Raw genomic sequence first — 19,675 nt, forward strand, 5'->3', positions numbered from 1 at the left:
GCGCGGAAGCGGAGTAGTGACGTGACTGGCTGGCAGTTCTGGGTCGACCGAGGCGGCACCTTCACCGACATCGTCGCGAGGCGCCCGGACGGCCGGCTGCTCACGCACAAGCTGCTCTCCGACAATCCCGCCCGGTACGCCGACGCGGCCGTCGCCGGCGTGCGCGCACTCCTCGACGGCTCCGAGGAGCCCGTCGAGGCGGTCCGTATGGGCACGACGGTCGCCACCAACGCACTCCTGGAACGCAAGGGCGCGCGCACCCTCCTGCTCGTCACCCGGGGCTTCCGCGACGCCCTGCGCATCGCCTACCAGAACCGCCCCCACATCTTCGCCCGCCGCATCGAACTGCCGGAGCTGCTGTACGAACGGGTCGTCGAGGTCGACGAGCGCATCACGGCCGACGGCACCGTCCTGAGCACACCTGACCCGGACGCGCTCGCGGGCCCGCTCCAGGAGGCGTACGACGACGGGATCCGTGCCGTCGCCGTCGTCTTCATGCACAGCCACCTCCACCCCGCCCACGAACGAGCCGTCGGCGAGCTGGCCGCCCGCACCGGCTTCCCGCAGATCTCGCTGTCCAGCGAGGTCAGCCCGCTGATGAAACTCGTCCCGCGCGGGGACACCGCTGTCGTCGACGCCTACCTCTCGCCCGTGCTGCGCCGCTACGTCCAGCACGTCGCCGGCGAACTCGAGGGCGTGCCGCTGATGTTCATGCAGTCCAACGGCGGACTCGCAGAGGCCGGGCAGTTCCGTGGCAAGGACGCCATCCTGTCCGGACCCGCCGGCGGCATCGTCGGCATGGCCCGCATGTCCCAGCTGGCCGGTTTCGACCGCGTCATCGGATTCGACATGGGCGGCACCTCCACCGACGTCTCCCACTTCGCCGGCGCGTACGAGCGCGTGTTCACCACACAGCTCGCGGGCGTCCGGCTGCGGGCCCCCATGCTGGACATCCACACCGTCGCCGCCGGTGGCGGCTCGGTCCTGCACTTCGACGGCTCCCGCTACCGCGTGGGACCCGACTCGGCGGGCGCGGATCCGGGACCCGCCTGCTACCGCGGCGGCGGCCCGCTCGCCGTCACCGACGCCAACATCATGCTCGGCCGCATCCAGCCCGCGCACTTCCCCCAGGTCTTCGGTCCCGACGGGGACCAGCCCCTCGACGCGGAACTCGTCCGTGACCGGTTCACAGCCCTCGCGCACGAGATCCGCGAGCGGACCGGCGACGACCGCACCCCGGAGCAGGTCGCCGAGGGCTACCTGCAGATCGCCGTCGCCAACATCGCCAACGCCGTGAAACGCATCTCGGTGCAAAAGGGCCACGACGTCACCCGCTATGCCCTCACCACCTTCGGCGGAGCGGGCGGCCAGCACGCGTGCATGGTCGCCGACTCGCTCGGCATCCGCACCGTGCTCGTGCCGCCCATGGCGGGCGTCCTCTCGGCGCTGGGCATCGGCCTGGCCGACACCACCGCGATGCGCGAGCAGTCCGTCGAGGCACCCCTGGAGGCCGCCTCTGTTCCGGGAGTGCGGAAGACGGCCGACGAGCTGGAGGCCGCGGCCCGCGCCGAACTTCTCGCCGAGGACATCCCCGCGGACCGCATCCGGGTCACCCGCCGCGCCCAGCTCCGCTACGACGGCACCGACACCACCCTCACCGTCGAGCTGACCGAGCCCGACACGATGAGGCACGCCTTCGAAGAACGTCATCGCGCCACGTACTCCTTCATCCTCGACCGCCCGGTCGTCGTCGAAGCCCTCTCCGTGGAAGCCACCGGCATCACCGAACCCCCCGATCTCTCCGCCCTCGCCCCCTACGAGGGCCACGCCACCGCCCCCGAGACCGTCCGGCTGCACACCGGCGGCGCCTGGCGCGACGTACCCCTCCACCGCCGCGAGGGTCTGCCCCCCGGCGACACTGTCACCGGCCCCGCGATCATCACCGAGGCCGGTGCGACGACCGTCGTCGACGACGGCTGGCGGGCCGCGGCGACCGATGACGGGCATCTGGTCATGGAACGGGCGGCGGTCACGCAGAGTTCCGATCTCGACACGAAAGCCGACCCGGTTCTCCTCGAGGTCTTCAACAACCTCTTCATGTCGATCGCCGAGCAAATGGGCGCCCGGCTGGAATCGACGGCCCAGTCCGTCAACATCAAGGAACGCCTGGACTTCTCCTGCGCGCTGTTCGACCCGGACGGCAACCTGGTGGCCAACGCCCCCCACATCCCCGTCCACCTGGGCTCCATGGGCACCAGCGTCAAGGAGGTCATCCGGCGCCGCGGCGAGGCGATGCGACCCGGCGACACGTACGCCGTCAACGACCCCTACCACGGCGGCACCCACCTGCCCGACGTCACCGTGATCACCCCCGTCTTCGACACGAACGGCGCGGCGGCCACGGACGGTGACCGCAAGATCCTCTTCTACGTCGCCTCACGCGGCCACCACGCAGAGATCGGCGGCATCGCACCGGGCTCCATGCCCGCCGACAGCCACACCATCGAGGAGGAAGGCGTCCTCTTCGACAACTGGCTGCTCGCCGAGAACGGCCGGCTCCGCGAGGAGGAGACCCTGCGCCTGCTCACCGAGGCGCCCCACCCCTCCCGCAACCCACGGACCAACCTCGCCGACCTGCGTGCCCAGATCGCCGCCAACCAGAAGGGCGTCGACGAGGTCGGCCGCATGATCGAGGACTTCGGCCTCGACGTCGTCCAGGCATACATGCGGCACGTCCAGGACAACGCCGAGGAAGCCGTCCGCCGCGTCATCGACGCCCTGGACGACGGCGAGTACTCCTACGAGACCGACTCGGGCGCCGTCATCCGTGTCCGGGTCCGCGTGGACCGCGCCGACCGCCGCGCCACCATCGACTTCACCGGTACGTCCGCCCAGCTCGCCACCAACTTCAACGCCCCGTTCTCAGTGGTCAACGCGGCCGTGCTCTACGTCTTCCGCACCCTGGTGGCCGACGACATCCCGCTCAACGACGGCTGTCTGCGTCCCCTGGACATCATCGTGCCGCCCGGCTCGATGCTCGCCCCCGAGCCGCCGGCCGCCGTCGTCGCGGGCAACGTCGAGACCTCTCAGGCCATCACCGGCGCCCTCTACGCGGCGCTGGGCGTGCAGGCCGAGGGATCCGGGACCATGAACAACGTCACCTTCGGCAACGACCGCCACCAGTACTACGAAACCGTCGCCTCCGGATCCGGCGCGGGCGACGGCTTCCCCGGCGCGAGTGTCGTGCAGACCCACATGACCAACTCGCGCCTGACCGACCCGGAAGTCCTCGAGTTCCGACTGCCCGTGCTGCTCGAGGAGTTCGCGGTCCGGCGGGGGAGCGGCGGCGACGGTCACCGGCGCGGCGGCGACGGCGCGGTGCGCCGCATCCGGTTCTGCGAGGCCATGACGGTCTCCACCCTGTCCCAGCACCGCCGGGTCCCGCCGTACGGCATGGCGGGCGGCTCCCCGGGCGCCCTGGGCGCCAACCGTGTGGAACGGGCCGACGGTACGGTGACCGCACTCGGCGGAAGCGACTCGGCGGACGTCGGTCCCGGCGACGTTCTAGTCATCGAAACCCCTGGTGGCGGAGGCTACGGCCCGCCGTCACCCGACCACCATCAAGCAGGAGAAGAGATCGATGATCTTCGGGCGTTCTGAGCGCGGCAAGCCCCCGGTCGAGCCCGTCACGCTCAAGATCCTTGTGGCCGGCGGCTTCGGCGTGGGCAAGACGACCCTCGTCGGCGCGGTCAGCGAGATCAGGCCGCTGCGCACCGAGGAACTGCTCACCGAGGCCGGGCGCCCGGTCGACGACACCAGCGGTGTGGAGGGCAAGCGCACCACCACCGTGGCCATGGACTTCGGCCGCATCACGCTGCGCGAGGACCTGGTGCTGTACCTGTTCGGGACACCTGGGCAGGAGCGGTTCTGGTTCATGTGGGACGAACTCTCCGAGGGCGCGCTCGGCGCCGTGGTCCTCGCGGACACCCGCCGCCTGGAGGACTGCTTCGCCGCGGTCGACTACTTCGAACGACGCTCCATTCCCTTCCTCGTCGGCGTCAACTGCTTCGAAGGATCCGCTCGTTATCCGGCCGAGGACGTACGCCGGGCCCTCGACCTCGACGACGACGTACCGCTCGTGCTGTGCGACGCCCGCGACCGGGAGTCGGTCAAGGAGCTGCTCATCGGGGTCGTCCAGCACGCGATGGCGTACGCGGCCGGCCGCCGTCAGGCGGTCAGTATGTGACGCCCGCTCCGCGTACAGGCACGGCTCGTACCCCCGCCGACCGGGGTACGAGCCGTGGTTCTGTGCGGGCGCCCGCGCGTACGCCACGCGCGCGTGGGTCCCTTCTCCGTCCGGCCGTCGGTTCCGGACGTCCGTCGCAGGCCTAGTCGGCGCCCTCTTCCAGCCAGCCGAAACTCTTCTCCACGGCCTTGCGCCAGCTGCGGTACTCGCGGTCCCGCACCGACGCCTCCATGGCCGGCGTCCACTCCGCGTCCTTCTGCCAGTGCGACTTGAGCTCGTCGAGGTCGTTCCACACGCCCGTGGCGAGGCCGGCGGCGTACGCGGCTCCCAGGCAGGTCGTCTCGGAGACCCTGGGCCGGATCACCGGCACCCCGAGGACATCGGCCTGGTGCTGCATGAGCAGGTTGTTCCGGGTCATGCCACCGTCCACCTTCAGGGTCGTGATCCGCACCCCGGAGTCCTGGAACATGGCGTCCACGACCTCCCGCGTCTGCCAGCTCGTCGCCTCCAGCACCGCGCGCGCGAGGTGCGCCTTCGTCACGTAACGGGTCAGGCCCGTGACGACGCCCCGTGCGTCGGCGCGCCAGTAGGGGGCGAACAGGCCCGAGAACGCGGGCACGATGTACGCGCCGCCGTTGTCCTCCACGCTCGCCGCCAGTGTCTCGATCTCGTCGGCGGTTCGAATGATGCCGAGTTGGTCGCGGAACCACTGCACCAGCGCGCCCGTGATCGCGATCGACCCCTCCAGGCAGTAGACCGGCGCCTCGTCACCGATCTTGTAGCCCATGGTGGTCAACAGCCCGTTCTTGGAGGGAACCGGCCGGTTGCCGGTGTTGAGCAGCAGGAAGCTGCCCGTGCCGTAGGTGTTCTTCGCCGTTCCGACGTCGTAGCACGCCTGTCCGAACACAGCGGCCTGCTGGTCGCCGAGCGCCGACGCGACGGGTACCCCGGCGAGTTGGCCGACTGCCGTGCCGTAGACCTCCGCGGAGGACCTGATCTCGGGGAGGACCGCTTCGGGGACGTTCATGGCGGACAGGATGGACGTGTCCCACTGGAGGGTCTCCAGGTTCATCAGCATGGTGCGCCCGGCGTTGGTCACGTCGGTGACGTGCCGCCCGCCGTCCGTGCCTCCGGTGAGGTTCCAGATCAGCCAGGAGTCGATGGTCCCGAAGGCGATCTCGCCGCGCTCGGCGCGGTCCCTGAGCCCCGGTACGGTGTCCAGCAGCCAGGCCGCCTTGGGGCCGGAGAAGTAGCTGGCCAGCGGCAGTCCGGTCTGCTCACGGAATCGGTCCTGTCCGTCCGCGCCACCCAGTTCGCCGCACAGGGCCGCGGTGCGGGTGTCCTGCCAGACGATCGCGTTGTGCACGGGCTTGCCGGTGGCGCGGTCCCACAGGACCGTGGTCTCGCGCTGGTTGGTGATGCCGAGCGCGCTGAGCTGGTCGGCGCGCAGCCCGGCCTTGGCGATGGCCCCGGCGACCACGGCCTGCACCTTGGACCAGATCTCGGTGGCGTCGTGTTCCACCCAGCCCGGCTTCGGGAAGATCTGCCGGTGTTCTCGCTGGTCGATCGCGACGATCGCACCGCCGTGGTCGAAGATGATGCAGCGGCTGGAGGTGGTGCCCTGGTCGATCGCGGCGACGTACTTCTCGGCGTTCTCTGTCATGGCTGCCCCTTGGTCGCTGGTCAGAAGGCTGCTTTGTAGATGAGGCCCGCGAGCACCCCTCCGATCAGCGGGCCGACGACCGGGATCCAGGCGTATCCCCAGTCGGAGGTGCCCTTGTTCGGGATCGGCAGGAAGGTGTGCACGATGCGCGGGCCCAGGTCGCGTGCGGGGTTGATCGCATAGCCGGTCGGCCCGCCCAGAGAGAGGCCGATGCCGACCACGAGCAGCGAGACGATCAACACGGTGGTGCCGGACTCGCCGAGTCCCTTGGTCAGCCCGAAGGCGAGGATCGGCAGGACGAGAGAGATCGTCGCGATGATCTCCGTGATCAGGTTGGCGACCGGATTACGGATCTCCGGGATGGTCGAGAAGATGCCGAGGGTGGGCACCGGTTCGTCGGCGGTCCCCTCGGTGGTGCCCACCGTGCGGGTGTTGGCCTGGAACTGGGCGAGGTAGACCAGGTAGGCGAGGAGTGCGCCGAGCATCGCGCCCACCAACTGGCCGAGCAGGTAGAGCCAGACCTTGCCCCATTTGCCGGTGTCGATGGCGATACCGATGGTGACCGCCGGGTTGAGCTGACCGCCGGAGAGCGGGGCGGCGGTGTACGCGCCCGCCAGCACGCCGAAGCCCCAGCCGAACGCGATCACCACCCACCCCGAAGCCCGTGCCTTGGAGTATCTGAGGGTGACGGCGGCGCAGACGCCGGCACCGAAGAGGATCAGGATCGCGGTGCCGATGACCTCGCCGACGAATATGTCTCCGTTGCTCATGGCGGCTCCTAGGCGCTGGTCCGGGGAGGGCAGGCCTTGTGGCCGCCCCGAGTGCAGGGACGTTTCCCTTGGCGACTTCAGCCGAAGGCAGGGATGGTCCCGCGCCCCGCTCGGCGTCCGTGACGAGCGTGCCGTGACAGCCGAATCGCTTGTGGGGGAACGAGCCGTGCCCCAGGGAGAACCCGCACGGCGCAGTACCTGAGTACGCCGGGAATGTGCGGCGATGCCGACCGACACGGGAAGTGTTCACCGGCGCTCTGGGAGCGTCAAGGTTGCCGACACCAACGGTGACAGCCCCTTGTGCGGATGGGGGAGGGGCCTTCAGCCCAGTGGCTCCGCGGCCGCGTACCCGGCCTGCGCGGGTGTTGCTCCGGAGCCGCGCCGGATCTCATGACCCGGCAGACCCGCACGCCCCAGCACCCAACTCGCCCCGCTCAGCGACTTCGCCGCCTTCTTCAGCGGCGCCAGACAAGCGGCTGCCTGCCGGTGGTCGATCACGCTGCCCGGTGGGCACACGACCGTGGCCAGGGACAGGGTGACCGGACGGCCGCCCGCGGACCAGGCCGTGTCGAGCACTGCGGCGACTAGCGACTCCAGCCCTTTCTCCTCGGCGAGCACCAGGAAGTCGTCCCCGCCGATGTGTCCCACGCGCGCGTGCCCGGTCACCGCCTGCTGCAGCGCCCGCCCCACCGACCGGATCAGCTCGTCGCCCGCCGCGAATCCGGCACCGTCGTTGACCTGTTTGAAGTGGTCGATGTCCAGCCAGCTCAGCGCGAACGCCCGCCCCTCCGTGATCCGCCGGTCCACCTCCCCGGTGATCGCGTCCGAACCGGGCAGCCGGGTCAGCGGATTGAGCCCGGCCGCCTCTTCGACCCGGGTTTCGGCCAGCGCCCGTACGAGGTCCGCGAGCCGTACGACGCCCACGCACCGCCCGTAGCGGTCCACGACCGCCACGTCGTCCGAGGTACGGTCCCGCCCGCCGACCGCCACCACGTCCAGGACCTCCCATGCCGTGGCGTCCACACCCACCATGCGTGGTGGATCGCCGAGTTTGACGGCGGGCCGGTCGGCATACAGCGCGTGCCCGTAGCGGCCCGACAACGTGAGCAGGAAGCGGGAGCGGTGCACCGACCGGACCGGTATCCCGCCCTGGTCGACGAGCAGCACCCCGGACACGTCCGGCGAGCAGGTCAGCAGTGCGCGCACCTGGCCCGCGGACGCCGTGACCGGCAGCAGTGCGGCGGGCCGCACGAACTCCCGCACCGACGGGCCCGACCGGGGCACGGTCCGGCGAGCCGGGAAGCGGGGCGGAACGTATACGTCCGCCAGGGGAATCCGGGCCGGGGGCGCGAACAGCGCACCCTGCGCCAGCTGCGCCCCGGCCGACAGAGCCGCCGCGTACTGCAGTTCGGTCTCCACACCCTCGACCGACAGCAGGGCACCGAGCTGCTCGCACAGGGTCCGCATCGCCCGCACCGCGGCCGGTCGCGCCAGCAGAGAGGCGTCGAGCTTCACCAGGTCGGGAGCGAGGTCGGTGAGCAACCGCAGCGGCACATCGCCGTCTCCGATGCCGTCGGCGCTGATCCGGAAACCCTGACCGCGCAGGGCCGCCACCGCCTCCAGCAGCGCTCGCTGCGGGACGTGCGTGAAGGGCGGGACGACATCGAGCGTCACCTCCCACGGCATCCGGCCCGCCTGCCGCACCGCGTCGCGCAGAGGGGTGAGGCCACCCAGGTCGGCGAGCGTGCCCGCGAACACGTTCACGTGCAGCGGCAGCATCGTCTCCGTGCGAACCGCCGCCCTGAGGGCCAAGACGGCCAGCCGACTGTCGAGTTCGGGGTCACGGCGGGCCTCGGCCAGGACATCGCCGGTCTCCGGGCGGGCCAGTATCTCCAGCGCGGCGACACCACCGGTCCTCAGGTTGACCACCGGCTGGAAGGCGAAGCGGAGAGTATCCGTCCAGGAGTGCACGGGAGCATGATGTCGCCGCCCGCGCACACCCGAGCGCAGTTCATAAGACGTTCACGCAGCATTCCGGGATGATCACGGAGCGTGGAAAACCCCTTGTGACACCCCTGCCACACCGATCCCACCGCGTCGTCGATCACTCCATGGCGTCGGCTCTCACCGCAGCGCGACGACCGCCGAACCATGACCGAACAGCCCCTGGTTGGCCGTGATCCCCACGCGCGCCCCGGCGACCTGCCGGTCGCCGGCCGTGCCCCGCAACTGCCAGGCCAGTTCGCAGACCTGGGCGATCGCCTGGGCCGGCACGGCCTCCCCGAAGGAGGCGAGCCCACCACTGGCGTTCACCGGTATGCGGCCGCCCAAGGCCGTCGCACCCTCCCGCAACAGCTTCGCGCCCTCCCCCTCACCGCACAGCCCCAGATCCTCGTACCACTGCAACTCCAGGGCGGTGGACAGGTCGTACACCTCGGCCAGGGACAGGTCCTCCGGGCCGACGCCCGCCTCCTCGTACGCCGCGCGGGCGATCGACGCCCGGAACGTCTCGTCCGGGGGCTCGACCGCGGCGGCGGAGTCCGTCGCGATGTCCGGCAGGTCCAGCACGGTGTTCGGGTAGCGCGGCGTCACCGTGGACACCGCCCGGATCCGCACCGGCGCGGTCACGCCGTGCCGGCGCGCGAAGTCCGTGCTGGACAGCACCAGCGCCGCGCCGCCGTCGGAGGTCGCGCAGATGTCGAGCAGCCGGAGCGGATCGGCGACCACCGCGGAGGCGGCCACCTCCTCGGCGGTGACCCGCTTGCGGTAACGCGCGTACGGGTTCAACGCCCCCAGCGCCGCGTTCTTCACCTTGACCAGCGCGAAATCCTCCAGGGCGTCCCCGTGCACCGCCATCCGCCGTCGCGCGTACAGCCCGAAGTACGCCGGGTTCGTCGCCCCGAGCAGGCGGAACCGCAGCCAGTCCGGATCGTCGGTCCGATCTCCGCCTCCGGGCCGGAAGAAGCCCTTGGGGGCCGCGTCCGCACCCACCACGAGCACCGGATCCGCGAGCCCCGCGAGAATCTGGGCCCGCGCCGTGGCGACCGCCTGAGCCCCGGAGGCGCACGCCGCGTACACGCTGGTGACCCGGGCGCCCTGCCAGCCCAGCGCCTTGGCGAACGAAGCGCCCGCGACGTACCCGGGGTACCCCCCGCGCACCGTGTCGGCGCCCACGACGGAGCGGATGCCGCGCCAGTCCAGGCCCGCGTCCGCGAGGGCCGCACGGGCCGCGGCCGCTCCGTACTCGACGAAGCCGCGGCCCCACTTGCCCCAGGGGTGCATGCCCACACCGAGCACCGCCACGTCCGCCGTCACGCCGTTACCTCCGCCGGCCTCCAGTGCCACGTCGTCCAGGTCGTCTCCGTGTCCTCGAACAGCACTCCGGGGACGACCTCCACCTCCATGCCCACCGTCAGATCGGAGACGGTGATCCCGGGAACGGCCTGTCCCAGTACCACGATCCGCTCGGACTCCAGCTCCACCGCGATCAACGTGTACGGATCCCACGGAAGTTCCGGATCGCTCACGTAGGGTGACGGCGGCCGGTACCGGCCATCGGTGTACGACCAGATCCGTCCCCGCCGCGACAGCGTGACCTCCTCGAGGTCGCCACCGGGACATCCGGGATTGCGGCAGTGGGTGTCCTCACGGGGGAAGAAGACCGACGCGCAGCCGGAGCACCGCGTGCCGAGGAGCCGGAAGCCGTCTCCCTCACCGGTGAACCAGCCGTCGACCGCAGGCATGCGTGTCCGCGACAAAGCCCCTCCCCGCATTCGATCTGACGGAACGTCAGGAGTGTGCCACGGGCAAGCGGAAATGGGCAGGCCGTACGCAGAACCGCACAGCACCTTTCGGCGTCGTGGTATCGGGAAGGGCGGCCGGGGCCGACGGGGGTGGTTCCGGCCATCCTTCCGCTTTCCTGCGAAGCGGAGCCCGTCTGCTTCCGGAAGCCGCCCCTCCCGTGATCGGATACAGTCCGCGCGTGTCCGAAATTCAGCATCCAACTGTCAACTCCGTACCGGCCTCGCACTGTTCGAGCTGCGGAGCGCCCTACGGAGAGGGAGTCTCCGGCTGGCCCCGCACCTGCCCGTCCTGCGGGAGCGTCGCCTACCGCAATCCGCTGCCGGTCGCGGTCGCCCTCCAGCCCGTGTACGACACGCAGGGCACAGCCCTGGTCGTCATCACCCGAACCGTCGCACCCGCGCGCGGAGGCACGGCACTGCCGGGCGGCTACATCGACGACCGCGAGGACTGGCGGCACGCCGTCGTCCGCGAACTCAAGGAGGAGACGGGCATCGAAGCGGCCGCACGCGAGGTGCGCCTGATCGACGCCATGAGCTCGCCCGACGGACACCTGCTGCTCTTCGGGCTCCTGCCGGAACGCCCCGCCGACGGGCTGCCGCAGTCCGCCGCGACGGACGAGACGGAGGGCTGGCACCTGCTGCGCAGGCCGGAGGAGCTTGCCTTCCCGCTGCACACCGTGGCCGTGCGGGCGTGGTTCGAAGGCCGCTACATCTGAGCTCGCCTCACCCGAGCCCTCGTATGCGCACCGGGTAGGGCGGCTCGCCGGCGCCGTCCTGCCCCTCCCGCACGACCACCAGCCGCCGGCCCTCCCAGCGGGCGGCGTAGTGCTCGATCTCCGGTTCGTCCCACCCGTCGCCCGCGTCCGGCACGACCACTCCGGACCCGGTGCGTCCCCGGCCGGGCGCCCACACCTCGAGCTCCAGCCCGCCGTCGTCACCCCGCACGGGAAGGATCGCCCCCGCGCGCGCGAGCACCGGGATCCGCGACAGGGGCGCGTCGACCAGCACCTGCGCCGGCCCCTCGTACGCCCGCTCCGTCACGGTGTCGTACCAGCGTCCCCTCGGCAGCTGCACCACACGCCGGTCCACGCCCGGCTTGAGCACCGGCGCCACCAGAAGACAGTCGCCCAGCAGGAAGACGTCCTCACAGTCGCGCAGCGCACGGTCCTCCGGCGCACCCCACCACGGAGGCCGCACATAGGGCGCCCCGGTCCGCCGGGCCAGGTGAGCCAGCGTCACGAAGTACGGCAGCAGACGCCGGCGTTCCAGGAGCGCCCCGCGCGCGTGCTCCAGCACTTCGGCACCGTACTCCCACGGTTCCCTGCGCCCCGCGCGCAGACTGGCGTGCGTGCGGAACAGAGGAAGATACGCACCGAGCTGGAACCACCTCAGATACAGCTCGGGCGAGGGACTCCCGTCGAACCCGCCCACATCCGGCCCCGAGTACGGCACCCCGCACAAGCCGAGCCCCAGGACCAGAGACAGGGAGGCACTCAACCCCGGCCAGCCCGTGGCGACGTCACCGGACCACGTACCGCCGTAGCGCTGCATTCCGGCCCAGCCGGAGCGAGAGAAGAGGAACGGCCGCTGCCGTGGAGCCAGTTCACGCAGACCCTCGTAGCCCGCTCTGGCCATGCACAGGGCGTACACGTTGTGCGCCTCCTGATGGTCCCCGCCACGCCCCTCCAGGGAGTGCCGGGCCGAACGCGGCAGGGTGGACTCGCCGAAGGCGTTGAAGGACGTCGGTTCGTTCATGTCGTGCCAGAACCCGGCGAAGCCCTGCGCGAGCCGCTCCTCGTAGAGCCCGCCCCACCACTTCCGCACGCGCGCGTGCGTGAAGTCCGGATAGAGCGACTCCCCGGCCCACACCACACCCCGCACCGTCCGCCCGGAGGCGTCCCGCACGAAGGCGTCCACGGCCGCGCCGCCGTCGTACACGGCATTGCCCGCCGCCGCCTTCACCGCCGGATCGACGATCGACACCAGCCGGATCCCGTCCCGGCGCAGCTCCTCCGCGAGCACCGGCAGCTTCGGGAAACGCTCCTGGTCGACGGTGAACACCTGATGCGCGTCGTAATGATCGATGTCCAGGTGGACGGCGTCCAGCGGCAGACCACGTTCCTGATAACCCGCGACGATCCGGCGCACCTCCTGCTCACTGCCGAACCCCCAGCGGGCGTGGTGGTGCCCGAGCGCCCACGCCGGCGGCAACGCGGGTGCGCCGGTGAGCGAAGCCCAGGTGTGCAGCACGCGAGCGGGGGTGCCCACCATCACCCAGCAACGCAACGGGCCACCGTCCACCCGCAGCTCGCACCTGCCCGCGCGATCGTGACCGGAACCGGCCCCCTCCTCGCCCCCGCGAAGCGTCACCGTCCCGTCCCAGGACGTGTCATGGAAGACCAGATGCGTCGCCGCGTCCGACACCACGAGCTGCACCGGCATGGTGATGTACAGCGGATCGTCACCGGGAGCGAAGGCACGGCCGGGATCGGTGTTCCAGAGCCGGTACGTCCCGTCACGCAGCCTCGGCCCGGACGCCCGGCCCCCGAGCCCGAAGAAGCGCGCGTCGGCCGCCACCTCCGACCGCTGCATCCAGCGTGCCGTGCCCCCGCCGACCGGCTCCCACCACCGCGGCGGCAGATCCCGACGCAGCATCACACCGCCGGGCGTGCACACCTCGACCGCGCCGTGCCGGGAGACGGAGACCGTCACGCGCTCCGCCACGACCCGCCAGCCTCCGTCCTTGTCGGGCTCCAGGACGGCCCGGGGATCCGGCTCCGGGCAGCGCCCCGCGAGCGCGTACGACGGCTCCGGCCCGGCCCCGTCCCAGCCCCAGAAGACAGCACCGTTCACCGCCACCGTGATCCGCAGCTCGGACCGGCTGAAGCGGATGACACCACCCCCGGGCCCGGGCTCCGCACCCCGCACCGGACCGGGCACCCGCGCACGCTCGGCCCCGCGTGGCGGCAGCCCGACGGCGTCGGTACGCCTCCTGCGCCACGCCGCCCATACGGCGCGCAGCCCCTGCGCTGCCCCCGTCGAGCTCACCACCTTCACCGAACGCACCAGGTCACGACCGTCCATGCTGCTCAGCCTGCCATTGACCGCCCCACGAGAGCGTGTCGTTCAACTTCCGTTCACCCGTGCTGGGAGCACATCTTCACGACACGGACTATGTGGGGCGCACCCTGGTGCAGAAGTCGATCACATGGCATCGTCCGTGTCAGCCGCGTACGCGCACACCCAGCCCGTGCGCGACCGACGCCCACGAAGCGCACAGTCCGGGAGCCGCCCCATGTCGACCGCGAACCCCCAGCCGCTCTGGCAGCCGGATCCGGAACGGATCGCCCGAGCCCGGATCACCCAGTTCCAGGCCTGGGCGGCCGAGCACCACGGCGCCCCGGCCGACGGCGGCTACCCCGCGCTGCACCGCTGGTCCGTCGACCACCTGGACACCTTCTGGAAGGCCGTCACGGAGTGGTTCGACGTACGTTTCTCCACGCCCTACGCGCGCGTGCTGGGAGACCGCTCGATGCCCGGCGCGCAGTGGTTCCCCGGAGCCACCCTGAACTACGCCGAACACGCCCTGCGCGCCGCCGCGGACCGCCCGGACCAACCCGCGCTCCTGTATGTCGACGAAACCCACGAACCCCGCCCGGTGACCTGGTCCGAGCTGCGCCGTCAGGTCGGCTCCCTGACCACTGAGCTGCGCGCCCTCGGCGTACGCCCCGGAGACCGCGTCAGCGGCTACCTCCCCAACATCACGCAGGCCGTCGTCGCCCTGCTCGCCACGGCCGCCGTCGGCGCGGTGTGGACCTCCTGCGCACCCGACTTCGGCGCCCGCAGTGTCCTCGACCGCTTCCAGCAGGTCGAACCGGTCGTCCTGTTCACCGTCGACGGCTACCGCTACGGCGGGAAGGAACACGACCGGCGCGAGATCGTCGCCGAGCTGCGCCGTGAACTGCCCACCCTGCGCGCCGTCGTCCACATCCCCCTGCTCGGCACCGAAGCCCCCGAGGGAGCCCTGGAGTGGTCGGCCCTGACATCGGCCGACGCGGATCCCGTCTTCGAGCAGGTCCCGTTCGACCACCCCCTGTGGGTGCTCTACTCCTCCGGGACGACCGGCCTGCCCAAGGCCATCGTCCAATCCCAGGGCGGCATCCTGGTCGAGCACCTCAAGCAGCTCGGCCTGCACTGTGACCTGGGCCCCGAGGACCGCTTCTTCTGGTACACCTCGACCGGCTGGATGATGTGGAACTTCCTCGTCTCCGGCCTCCTCACCGGCACGACCGTGGTCCTGTACGACGGCAGCCCCGGCTACCCGGACACGGGCGCCCAGTGGCGGGTCGCCGAGCGCACCGGCGCAACCCTGTACGGCACGTCGGCCGCATACGTCATGGCCTGCCGCAAGGCGGGCGTCCATCCGTCCCGCGACTTCGACCTCTCACGGGTGCGGTGCGTGGCCACCACCGGCTCGCCCTTGCCCCCCGACGGTTTCCGCTGGCTGCACGACGAGGTCCGCGAGGACCTGTGGATCGCCTCGGTCAGCGGCGGCACGGACGTGTGCTCATGCTTCGCGGGTGCCGTACCGACGCTCCCCGTGTACACCGGCGAACTCCAGGCGCCCAGCCTCGGCACCGATCTGCAGTCCTGGGACCCGGCCGGAAAGCCCCTCGTCGACGAGGTGGGCGAACTCGTCGTCACCAACCCCATGCCATCGATGCCGATCCACTTCTGGAACGACCCCGACGGCAGCCGCTACCACGACAGCTACTTCGACACCTACCCCGGCGTCTGGCGCCACGGTGACTGGATCACCGTCACCTCGCGGGGCTCCGTCGTCATCCACGGCCGCTCCGACTCCACCCTGAACCGGCAGGGCGTCCGCATGGGCTCGGCCGACATCTACGAGGTCGTCGAACGACTCCCGGAGATCAAGGAATCCCTGGTCATCGGCATCGAGCAGCCCGACGGCGGCTACTGGATGCCCCTGTTCGTGCACCTGGCGCCCGGAGCCGTCCTCGACGAGACCCTCCTCAACCGCATCAAGCAGGCCATCCGCGAACAGCTCTCACCGCGCCACGTCCCCGACGAGATCGTCGAGGTGCCCGGCGTACCGCACACCCTCACCGGAAAGCGCATCGAGGTCCCGATCAAGCGACTCCTACAGGGCACCCCCCTGGACAAGGCCGTCAACCCGGGCTCGATCGACAACCTCGCCCTCCTCGGCTTCTACGAGGAACTGGCCCGCAAACGAGCCTGATCCACAGCGCGGGCCCCATCCGCCGGACCCCGTGCGCAGCCCGATTGTCAGTGCCGCCGGTTACGGTGAGTGAGCATTGATCGACTGCGCACAGGGGGAAACATGGCGCACACCACCGACCACCAGACCATGCGACGCGTCCTGCGCCGCGAAATCGCCGGCATCATCGGCCTGCTCACCGACGAGCACGACTTCCGAGCCATGCGGCGCTACCGCAGCTTCACCTTCGACGACCACACCACCTACCTCCAACAGGTGGAAGCCCTCCTCCGGACCCGCGCCTCCCAGGGCAGCCACACCACGGTCGCCCTCTTCGACCCCGAGGAGTACGCGGAGTTCTGCGCGGCGAACGGCCTCGACCCGGACCACCCGTCGAGCCGCACCCGCTTCACCGCCGAACTCGCGGCCACGGGCCCCACCGTCTCCTACGAAGGCCAGGCACTCACCGACCTCGTGCCCGCCCTCGTCGACGAGGCCGTCCGACAAGCCACCTGGGAATACGCCGCCACCCTGCTGGCCCGCCTGGGCCCCTGCCCCACCTGCGGCGAGGACATCGGCCGCGCCGCCTTCACGCGTGCCTCCGACCTGATCGTCCGCATCCTCGACACCGCCCCGCCCGGCGACCGGCACCTCGTCTGCAGCGTCTCGGGAACACCCGAAGCACTCGTCTCCGTCCTGCACGCCGACGACGACACCGACGGCAGCCTCCACCTCGACGAAGCCGAGGTCCTCGAATTCACCACCGTCCTCGCCGTCGGCCTCGGCACACGCAGCCCCGGCGGACTCGTCATGCGCACCAGTGCCCAGGGCAAGGCCGACCGGGTCTACGGCTGGCGCCTGCGCGGAGACGGCCTGCAACCCCTGACCGCGGGCGAGGTCTTCGACGCCTACTGCACCGACATCGAAACCGGCGACCTCATCTCCCCGGAATCAGGCGTCGACTACTGCGTGGCCCCCGACCTCGGAGGGGAGGACACGGCAACGGAGCACCACCACTGAACGCACCAGGGGCGCTCCATCCGCAGATGGAGCGCCCCTGAGAACAGCCGATGTGCCGGGCCCGGCCTACTCGCCGGACAGCACCGCCTGGGCAGCGCTGCGCGCCTCCGCGGCGCTCTCCGTCGCCCGCGCGGCCGCCGCGGCACGCTCGCACTGCGCCAGCGTGTACTTCGCGAGCGTCGCCCGGACATAAGGAATCGACGCCGCGCCCATGGACAGGGAGGTGACACCCAGACCCGTCAGTACACACGCCAGCAGCGGGTCCGACGCGGCCTCGCCGCACACGCCACAGCTCTTGCCCTCGGCCTTGGCCGCCTCCGCGGACAGCGCGACCAGGTCGAGCAGAGCGGGCTGCCAAGGATCCTGTAGTCGGGACACCGCACCCACCTGACGGTCCGCGGCGAAGGTGTACTGCGCGAGGTCATTGGTTCCCAAGGACAGGAACTCCACCTCCTGCAGCACCGAGCGCGCCCGCAGCGCGGCCGACGGGATCTCCACCATCGCGCCGAACTTCGCCTGGAGCCCGGCGTCCCGGCACGCATCCGCGAACGCTCTGGCGTCGGCACGGTCGGCCACCATCGGGGCCATGACCTCGAGGTAGACCGGCAGCCCCTCCGCGGCCTTCGCCAGCGCCGTCAGCTGCGTGCGCAGGATGTCCGGATGGTCCAGCAGCGTCCGCAGGCCCCGCACGCCCAGCGCAGGGTTGGGCTCGTCCGCCGGCGTCAGGAAGTCCAGCGGCTTGTCGGCACCCGCGTCCAGGACACGGACCACGACGCGGCCCTCGGGGAACGCCTCGAGGACCTGCCGATAGGCCTCGATCTGCTTCTGCTCGGAGGGAGCGTTCTTGCTGTCGTCGAGGAAGAGGAATTCGGTACGGAACAGACCGACGCCCTCTGCCCCTGCCACGACAGCGGCCGGAACGTCCGCCGGACCGCCGACATTGGCCAGCAGCGGAACCATGTGCCCGTCGGCGGTGGCGCCCGGCCCGGTGGAGGCGGCCAGCGCGGCCTTGCGCTCCGCGGCCGCGGCCTCGAGCTGCGCCTTCTTCTCCTCGCTCGGGTTCACGAAGATGTCGCCGGTGCTGCCGTCGACCGCGATCAGCGTGCCCTCGGTGAGCTCGCCGGCACCCGGCAGCGCCACCACGGCGGGCACACCGAGCGCCCGCGCCAGGATCGCGCTGTGACTGGTCGGACCGCCCTCCTCGGTGACGAAGCCGAGCACCAGCGTCGGGTCCAGCAGCGCGGTGTCGGCCGGCGCCAGGTCACGGGCGACCAGCACATAGGGCTCGTCGCTGTCCGGTACACCCGGCATGGGCACGCCCAGCAGCCGGGCGACGATACGATTCCGCACGTCGTCGAGGTCGGCCACGCGCCCGGCGAGGTACTCACCGGCGCCGGCCAGCAGCTCGCGGTAGGCGGCGAACGCGTCGTAGACGGCACGCTCGGCCGTGCTCCCGACGGCGATGCGCCGCTCCACATCCGCCATGAGCTCGGGGTCCTGGGCCATCATGGCCTGTGCCTCGAGCACCGCCTGGGCCTCGCCCCCCGCCAGATTGCCGCGCGCCATCAAATCGGCAGCCACAGCATCCACGGCCTGCCGGGCACGCCCCTGTTCGCGCTCCGCTTCCTCCGCCGGGATCTGCTTGGCGGGCGGCTCCAGCACCGCCGTTCCCATGTGCCGAACCTCGCCGATCGCCACACCGTGGCTCACGCCGACGCCTCGCAGCGTTGTCTCCATCTCACCCGTCTCCGTTAGTGCGGCGGGTCCCGCCGCCGCAATGGTTGTTCTGTTCACCGTCTCTACGACGGCGTGGACGTCACTTCCAGAGGAAGAGACTGTCGCCGGCCTTCACTTCGCCGTCGTCACGGAGGTCGGAGAGGGACTCGGCCGTGGCCTCCAGAGCCACGACGGGGCACACCGCGGACTTGCCGGCGGCCTCGACGGCGGCCGGGTTCCAGCGCACGACGGCCTGCCCACGCGTCACCTTGTCGCCCTTGTTGACGAGCAGCTCGAAGCCTTCGCCATTGAGCTGCACCGTGTCGATGCCAAGGTGGGTGAGCACGCCGTGCCCCTGCTCGTCGACGACGACGAACGCGTGCGGGTGCAGAGAAACGATGACGCCGTCGACGGGCGAGACGGCCTCGGAAGGCTCCCGCACGGGGTCGATGGCGGTGCCCGGGCCGACCATGGCCCCGGAGAAGACCGGATCGGGCACAGCCGCCAGTCCGATGGCACGTCCGGCGAGCGGGGACGTCACGGTGGTCATGGGAAGCCTCCCAGGGGTGGAGATCAAATGGGCCGTCACTGCCTGTCCCGGACGACGCACTGGCAGCAGCGTATGTCATGGGAAGTGACGGTTCCGTATGGAAGTTACTGGCAAGAGGTCTAGACCACAAGCCCCGGCGATTTGCACCGTCTTCGAGGCCCCGTGTACAGTCGTAACCCTGCTCGACGCCGGATGACGCAACCAAGCGTCCTTGCTCGGCAGCATCCAACTTGTCAGATCCTATCTCGGGGTCGTCTTCTGCATGCCCGCAGGAGAGTGGTCAGAGAGACGGAAAAACACTGATAGTGTTGGAAACACCGAAGGGAAGCGCCCGGAGGAAAGCCACGAGAGAGTCTCTCGGGTGAGTACAAAGGAAGCGACCGTTCCTTGAGAACTCAACAGCGTGCCAAAAATCAACGCCAGATATGTTGATACCCCGTCTTCGGTCATCACGACCGGGACGAGGTTCCTTTGAAAAACACAGCGAGGACGCTGTGTGCGAGGGGATTATTCCTCCCCTCGCACCGCTCTCGTGGTGTTGCACCGGCTGTATTAATTTACTGACCGAGTAAACATTCACGGAGAGTTTGATCCTGGCTCAGGACGAACGCTGGCGGCGTGCTTAACACATGCAAGTCGAACGATGAACCACTTCGGTGGGGATT

Annotated in this window: 13 protein-coding genes and 1 rRNA gene; 6 read left to right on the plus strand and 8 right to left on the minus strand. The window is 70.5% G+C overall.

All coding sequences use genetic code 11. The features are described 5' to 3' along the window. The first annotated feature begins 21 nt into the window (after positions 1-21). Together ABZ915_RS21190 and ABZ915_RS21195 are read left to right on the plus strand one after the other, a co-directional pair. Positions 22-3,660, plus strand: coding sequence for a hydantoinase B/oxoprolinase family protein (locus ABZ915_RS21190; protein WP_361805055.1), 3,639 nt, complete (start codon positions 22-24; stop codon positions 3,658-3,660). Continuing rightward, positions 3,641-4,246, plus strand: a complete 606-nt coding sequence (locus ABZ915_RS21195; protein WP_361805058.1) for an ATP/GTP-binding protein — start codon at positions 3,641-3,643, stop codon at positions 4,244-4,246. Before ABZ915_RS21190 ends, ABZ915_RS21195 begins: the two co-directional genes overlap by 20 nt. Positions 4,247-4,388: 142 nt before the next feature. Here the strand turns inward: ABZ915_RS21195 and glpK are convergent, their stop codons facing one another. The 5 genes from glpK to ABZ915_RS21220 form a co-directional block, all read right to left on the minus strand. Further along, entirely contained in the window at positions 4,389-5,909 is a 1,521-nt protein-coding gene (gene glpK, locus ABZ915_RS21200; RefSeq protein WP_361805061.1) for a glycerol kinase GlpK, read from the minus strand. 20 nt (positions 5,910-5,929) lie between these two features. Continuing rightward, positions 5,930-6,679, minus strand: coding sequence for an MIP/aquaporin family protein (locus ABZ915_RS21205; protein ID WP_361805064.1), 750 nt, complete (start codon positions 6,677-6,679; stop codon positions 5,930-5,932). Positions 6,680-7,000: 321 nt separating this feature from the next. Next, positions 7,001-8,650, minus strand: coding sequence for a GGDEF domain-containing protein (locus ABZ915_RS21210; protein WP_361805067.1), 1,650 nt, complete (start codon positions 8,648-8,650; stop codon positions 7,001-7,003). 153 nt (positions 8,651-8,803) lie between these two features. Continuing rightward, positions 8,804-9,994 (minus strand): lipid-transfer protein, encoded by a 1,191-nt coding sequence (locus tag ABZ915_RS21215; RefSeq protein ID WP_361805070.1) that lies wholly within the window; start codon positions 9,992-9,994, stop codon positions 8,804-8,806. After that, entirely contained in the window at positions 9,991-10,422 is a 432-nt protein-coding gene (locus ABZ915_RS21220) for a zinc ribbon domain-containing protein (protein ID WP_361805073.1), read from the minus strand. The genes ABZ915_RS21215 and ABZ915_RS21220 overlap by 4 nt, the downstream gene beginning before the upstream one ends. Positions 10,423-10,661: 239 nt before the next feature. On the opposite strand from ABZ915_RS21220, the gene ABZ915_RS21225 reads away from it, so the two are divergent. Next, entirely contained in the window at positions 10,662-11,198 is a 537-nt protein-coding gene (locus ABZ915_RS21225; RefSeq protein WP_361805076.1) for an NUDIX domain-containing protein, read from the plus strand. Positions 11,199-11,205: 7 nt separating this feature from the next. Here the strand turns inward: ABZ915_RS21225 and ABZ915_RS21230 are convergent, their stop codons facing one another. Then, positions 11,206-13,566 (minus strand): glycoside hydrolase family 31 protein, encoded by a 2,361-nt coding sequence (locus tag ABZ915_RS21230; RefSeq protein ID WP_361805079.1) that lies wholly within the window; start codon positions 13,564-13,566, stop codon positions 11,206-11,208. Between the two features lie 211 nt (positions 13,567-13,777). Here ABZ915_RS21230 and ABZ915_RS21235 point away from each other — a divergent pair, with 211 nt between their 5' ends. Continuing rightward, on the plus strand, positions 13,778-15,745 hold the full coding sequence (locus ABZ915_RS21235) for an acetoacetate--CoA ligase (protein ID WP_361805082.1): 1,968 nt from the start codon (positions 13,778-13,780) through the stop codon (positions 15,743-15,745). A 102-nt stretch (positions 15,746-15,847) separates the two neighbouring features. Beyond that, positions 15,848-16,744, plus strand: a complete 897-nt coding sequence (locus ABZ915_RS21240; protein ID WP_361805085.1) for a hypothetical protein — start codon at positions 15,848-15,850, stop codon at positions 16,742-16,744. A gap of 66 nt (positions 16,745-16,810) precedes the next feature. Here ABZ915_RS21240 and ptsP read toward each other — a convergent pair whose 3' ends face one another. Beyond that, a complete protein-coding gene (gene ptsP / locus ABZ915_RS21245) occupies positions 16,811-18,481 on the minus strand; it encodes a phosphoenolpyruvate--protein phosphotransferase (protein WP_361805087.1) in 1,671 nt (556 codons plus the stop codon). 79 nt (positions 18,482-18,560) lie between these two features. Next, positions 18,561-19,010 (minus strand): PTS glucose transporter subunit IIA, encoded by a 450-nt coding sequence (locus tag ABZ915_RS21250; RefSeq protein ID WP_361805090.1) that lies wholly within the window; start codon positions 19,008-19,010, stop codon positions 18,561-18,563. Between the two features lie 575 nt (positions 19,011-19,585). Here ABZ915_RS21250 and ABZ915_RS21255 point away from each other — a divergent pair. Next, a 16S ribosomal RNA gene (locus ABZ915_RS21255) occupies positions 19,586-19,675 on the plus strand; the annotation flags it as partial.

The sequence above is a fragment of the Streptomyces sp. NPDC046915 genome (assembly GCF_040644935.1).
In the GTDB taxonomy this organism is placed as follows: Bacteria; Actinomycetota; Actinomycetes; order Streptomycetales; family Streptomycetaceae; genus Streptomyces.

Bases quoted from the DNA above. Each gene is read 5' to 3' on its own strand.
- ABZ915_RS21195 (WP_361805058.1), top strand. From the start codon at position 3,641: ATGATCTTCGGGCGTTCTGAGCGCGGCAAGCCCCCGGTCGAGCCCGTC.
- glpK (WP_361805061.1), bottom strand. From the start codon at position 5,909: ATGACAGAGAACGCCGAGAAGTACGTCGCCGCGATCGACCAGGGCACC.
- ABZ915_RS21205 (WP_361805064.1), bottom strand. From the start codon at position 6,679: ATGAGCAACGGAGACATATTCGTCGGCGAGGTCATCGGCACCGCGATC.
- ABZ915_RS21220 (WP_361805073.1), bottom strand. From the start codon at position 10,422: ATGCCTGCGGTCGACGGCTGGTTCACCGGTGAGGGAGACGGCTTCCGG.
- ABZ915_RS21230 (WP_361805079.1), bottom strand. From the start codon at position 13,566: ATGGACGGTCGTGACCTGGTGCGTTCGGTGAAGGTGGTGAGCTCGACG.
- ABZ915_RS21235 (WP_361805082.1), top strand. From the start codon at position 13,778: ATGTCGACCGCGAACCCCCAGCCGCTCTGGCAGCCGGATCCGGAACGG.
- ABZ915_RS21240 (WP_361805085.1), top strand. From the start codon at position 15,848: ATGGCGCACACCACCGACCACCAGACCATGCGACGCGTCCTGCGCCGC.
- ptsP (WP_361805087.1), bottom strand. From the start codon at position 18,481: ATGGAGACAACGCTGCGAGGCGTCGGCGTGAGCCACGGTGTGGCGATC.
- ABZ915_RS21250 (WP_361805090.1), bottom strand. From the start codon at position 19,010: ATGACCACCGTGACGTCCCCGCTCGCCGGACGTGCCATCGGACTGGCG.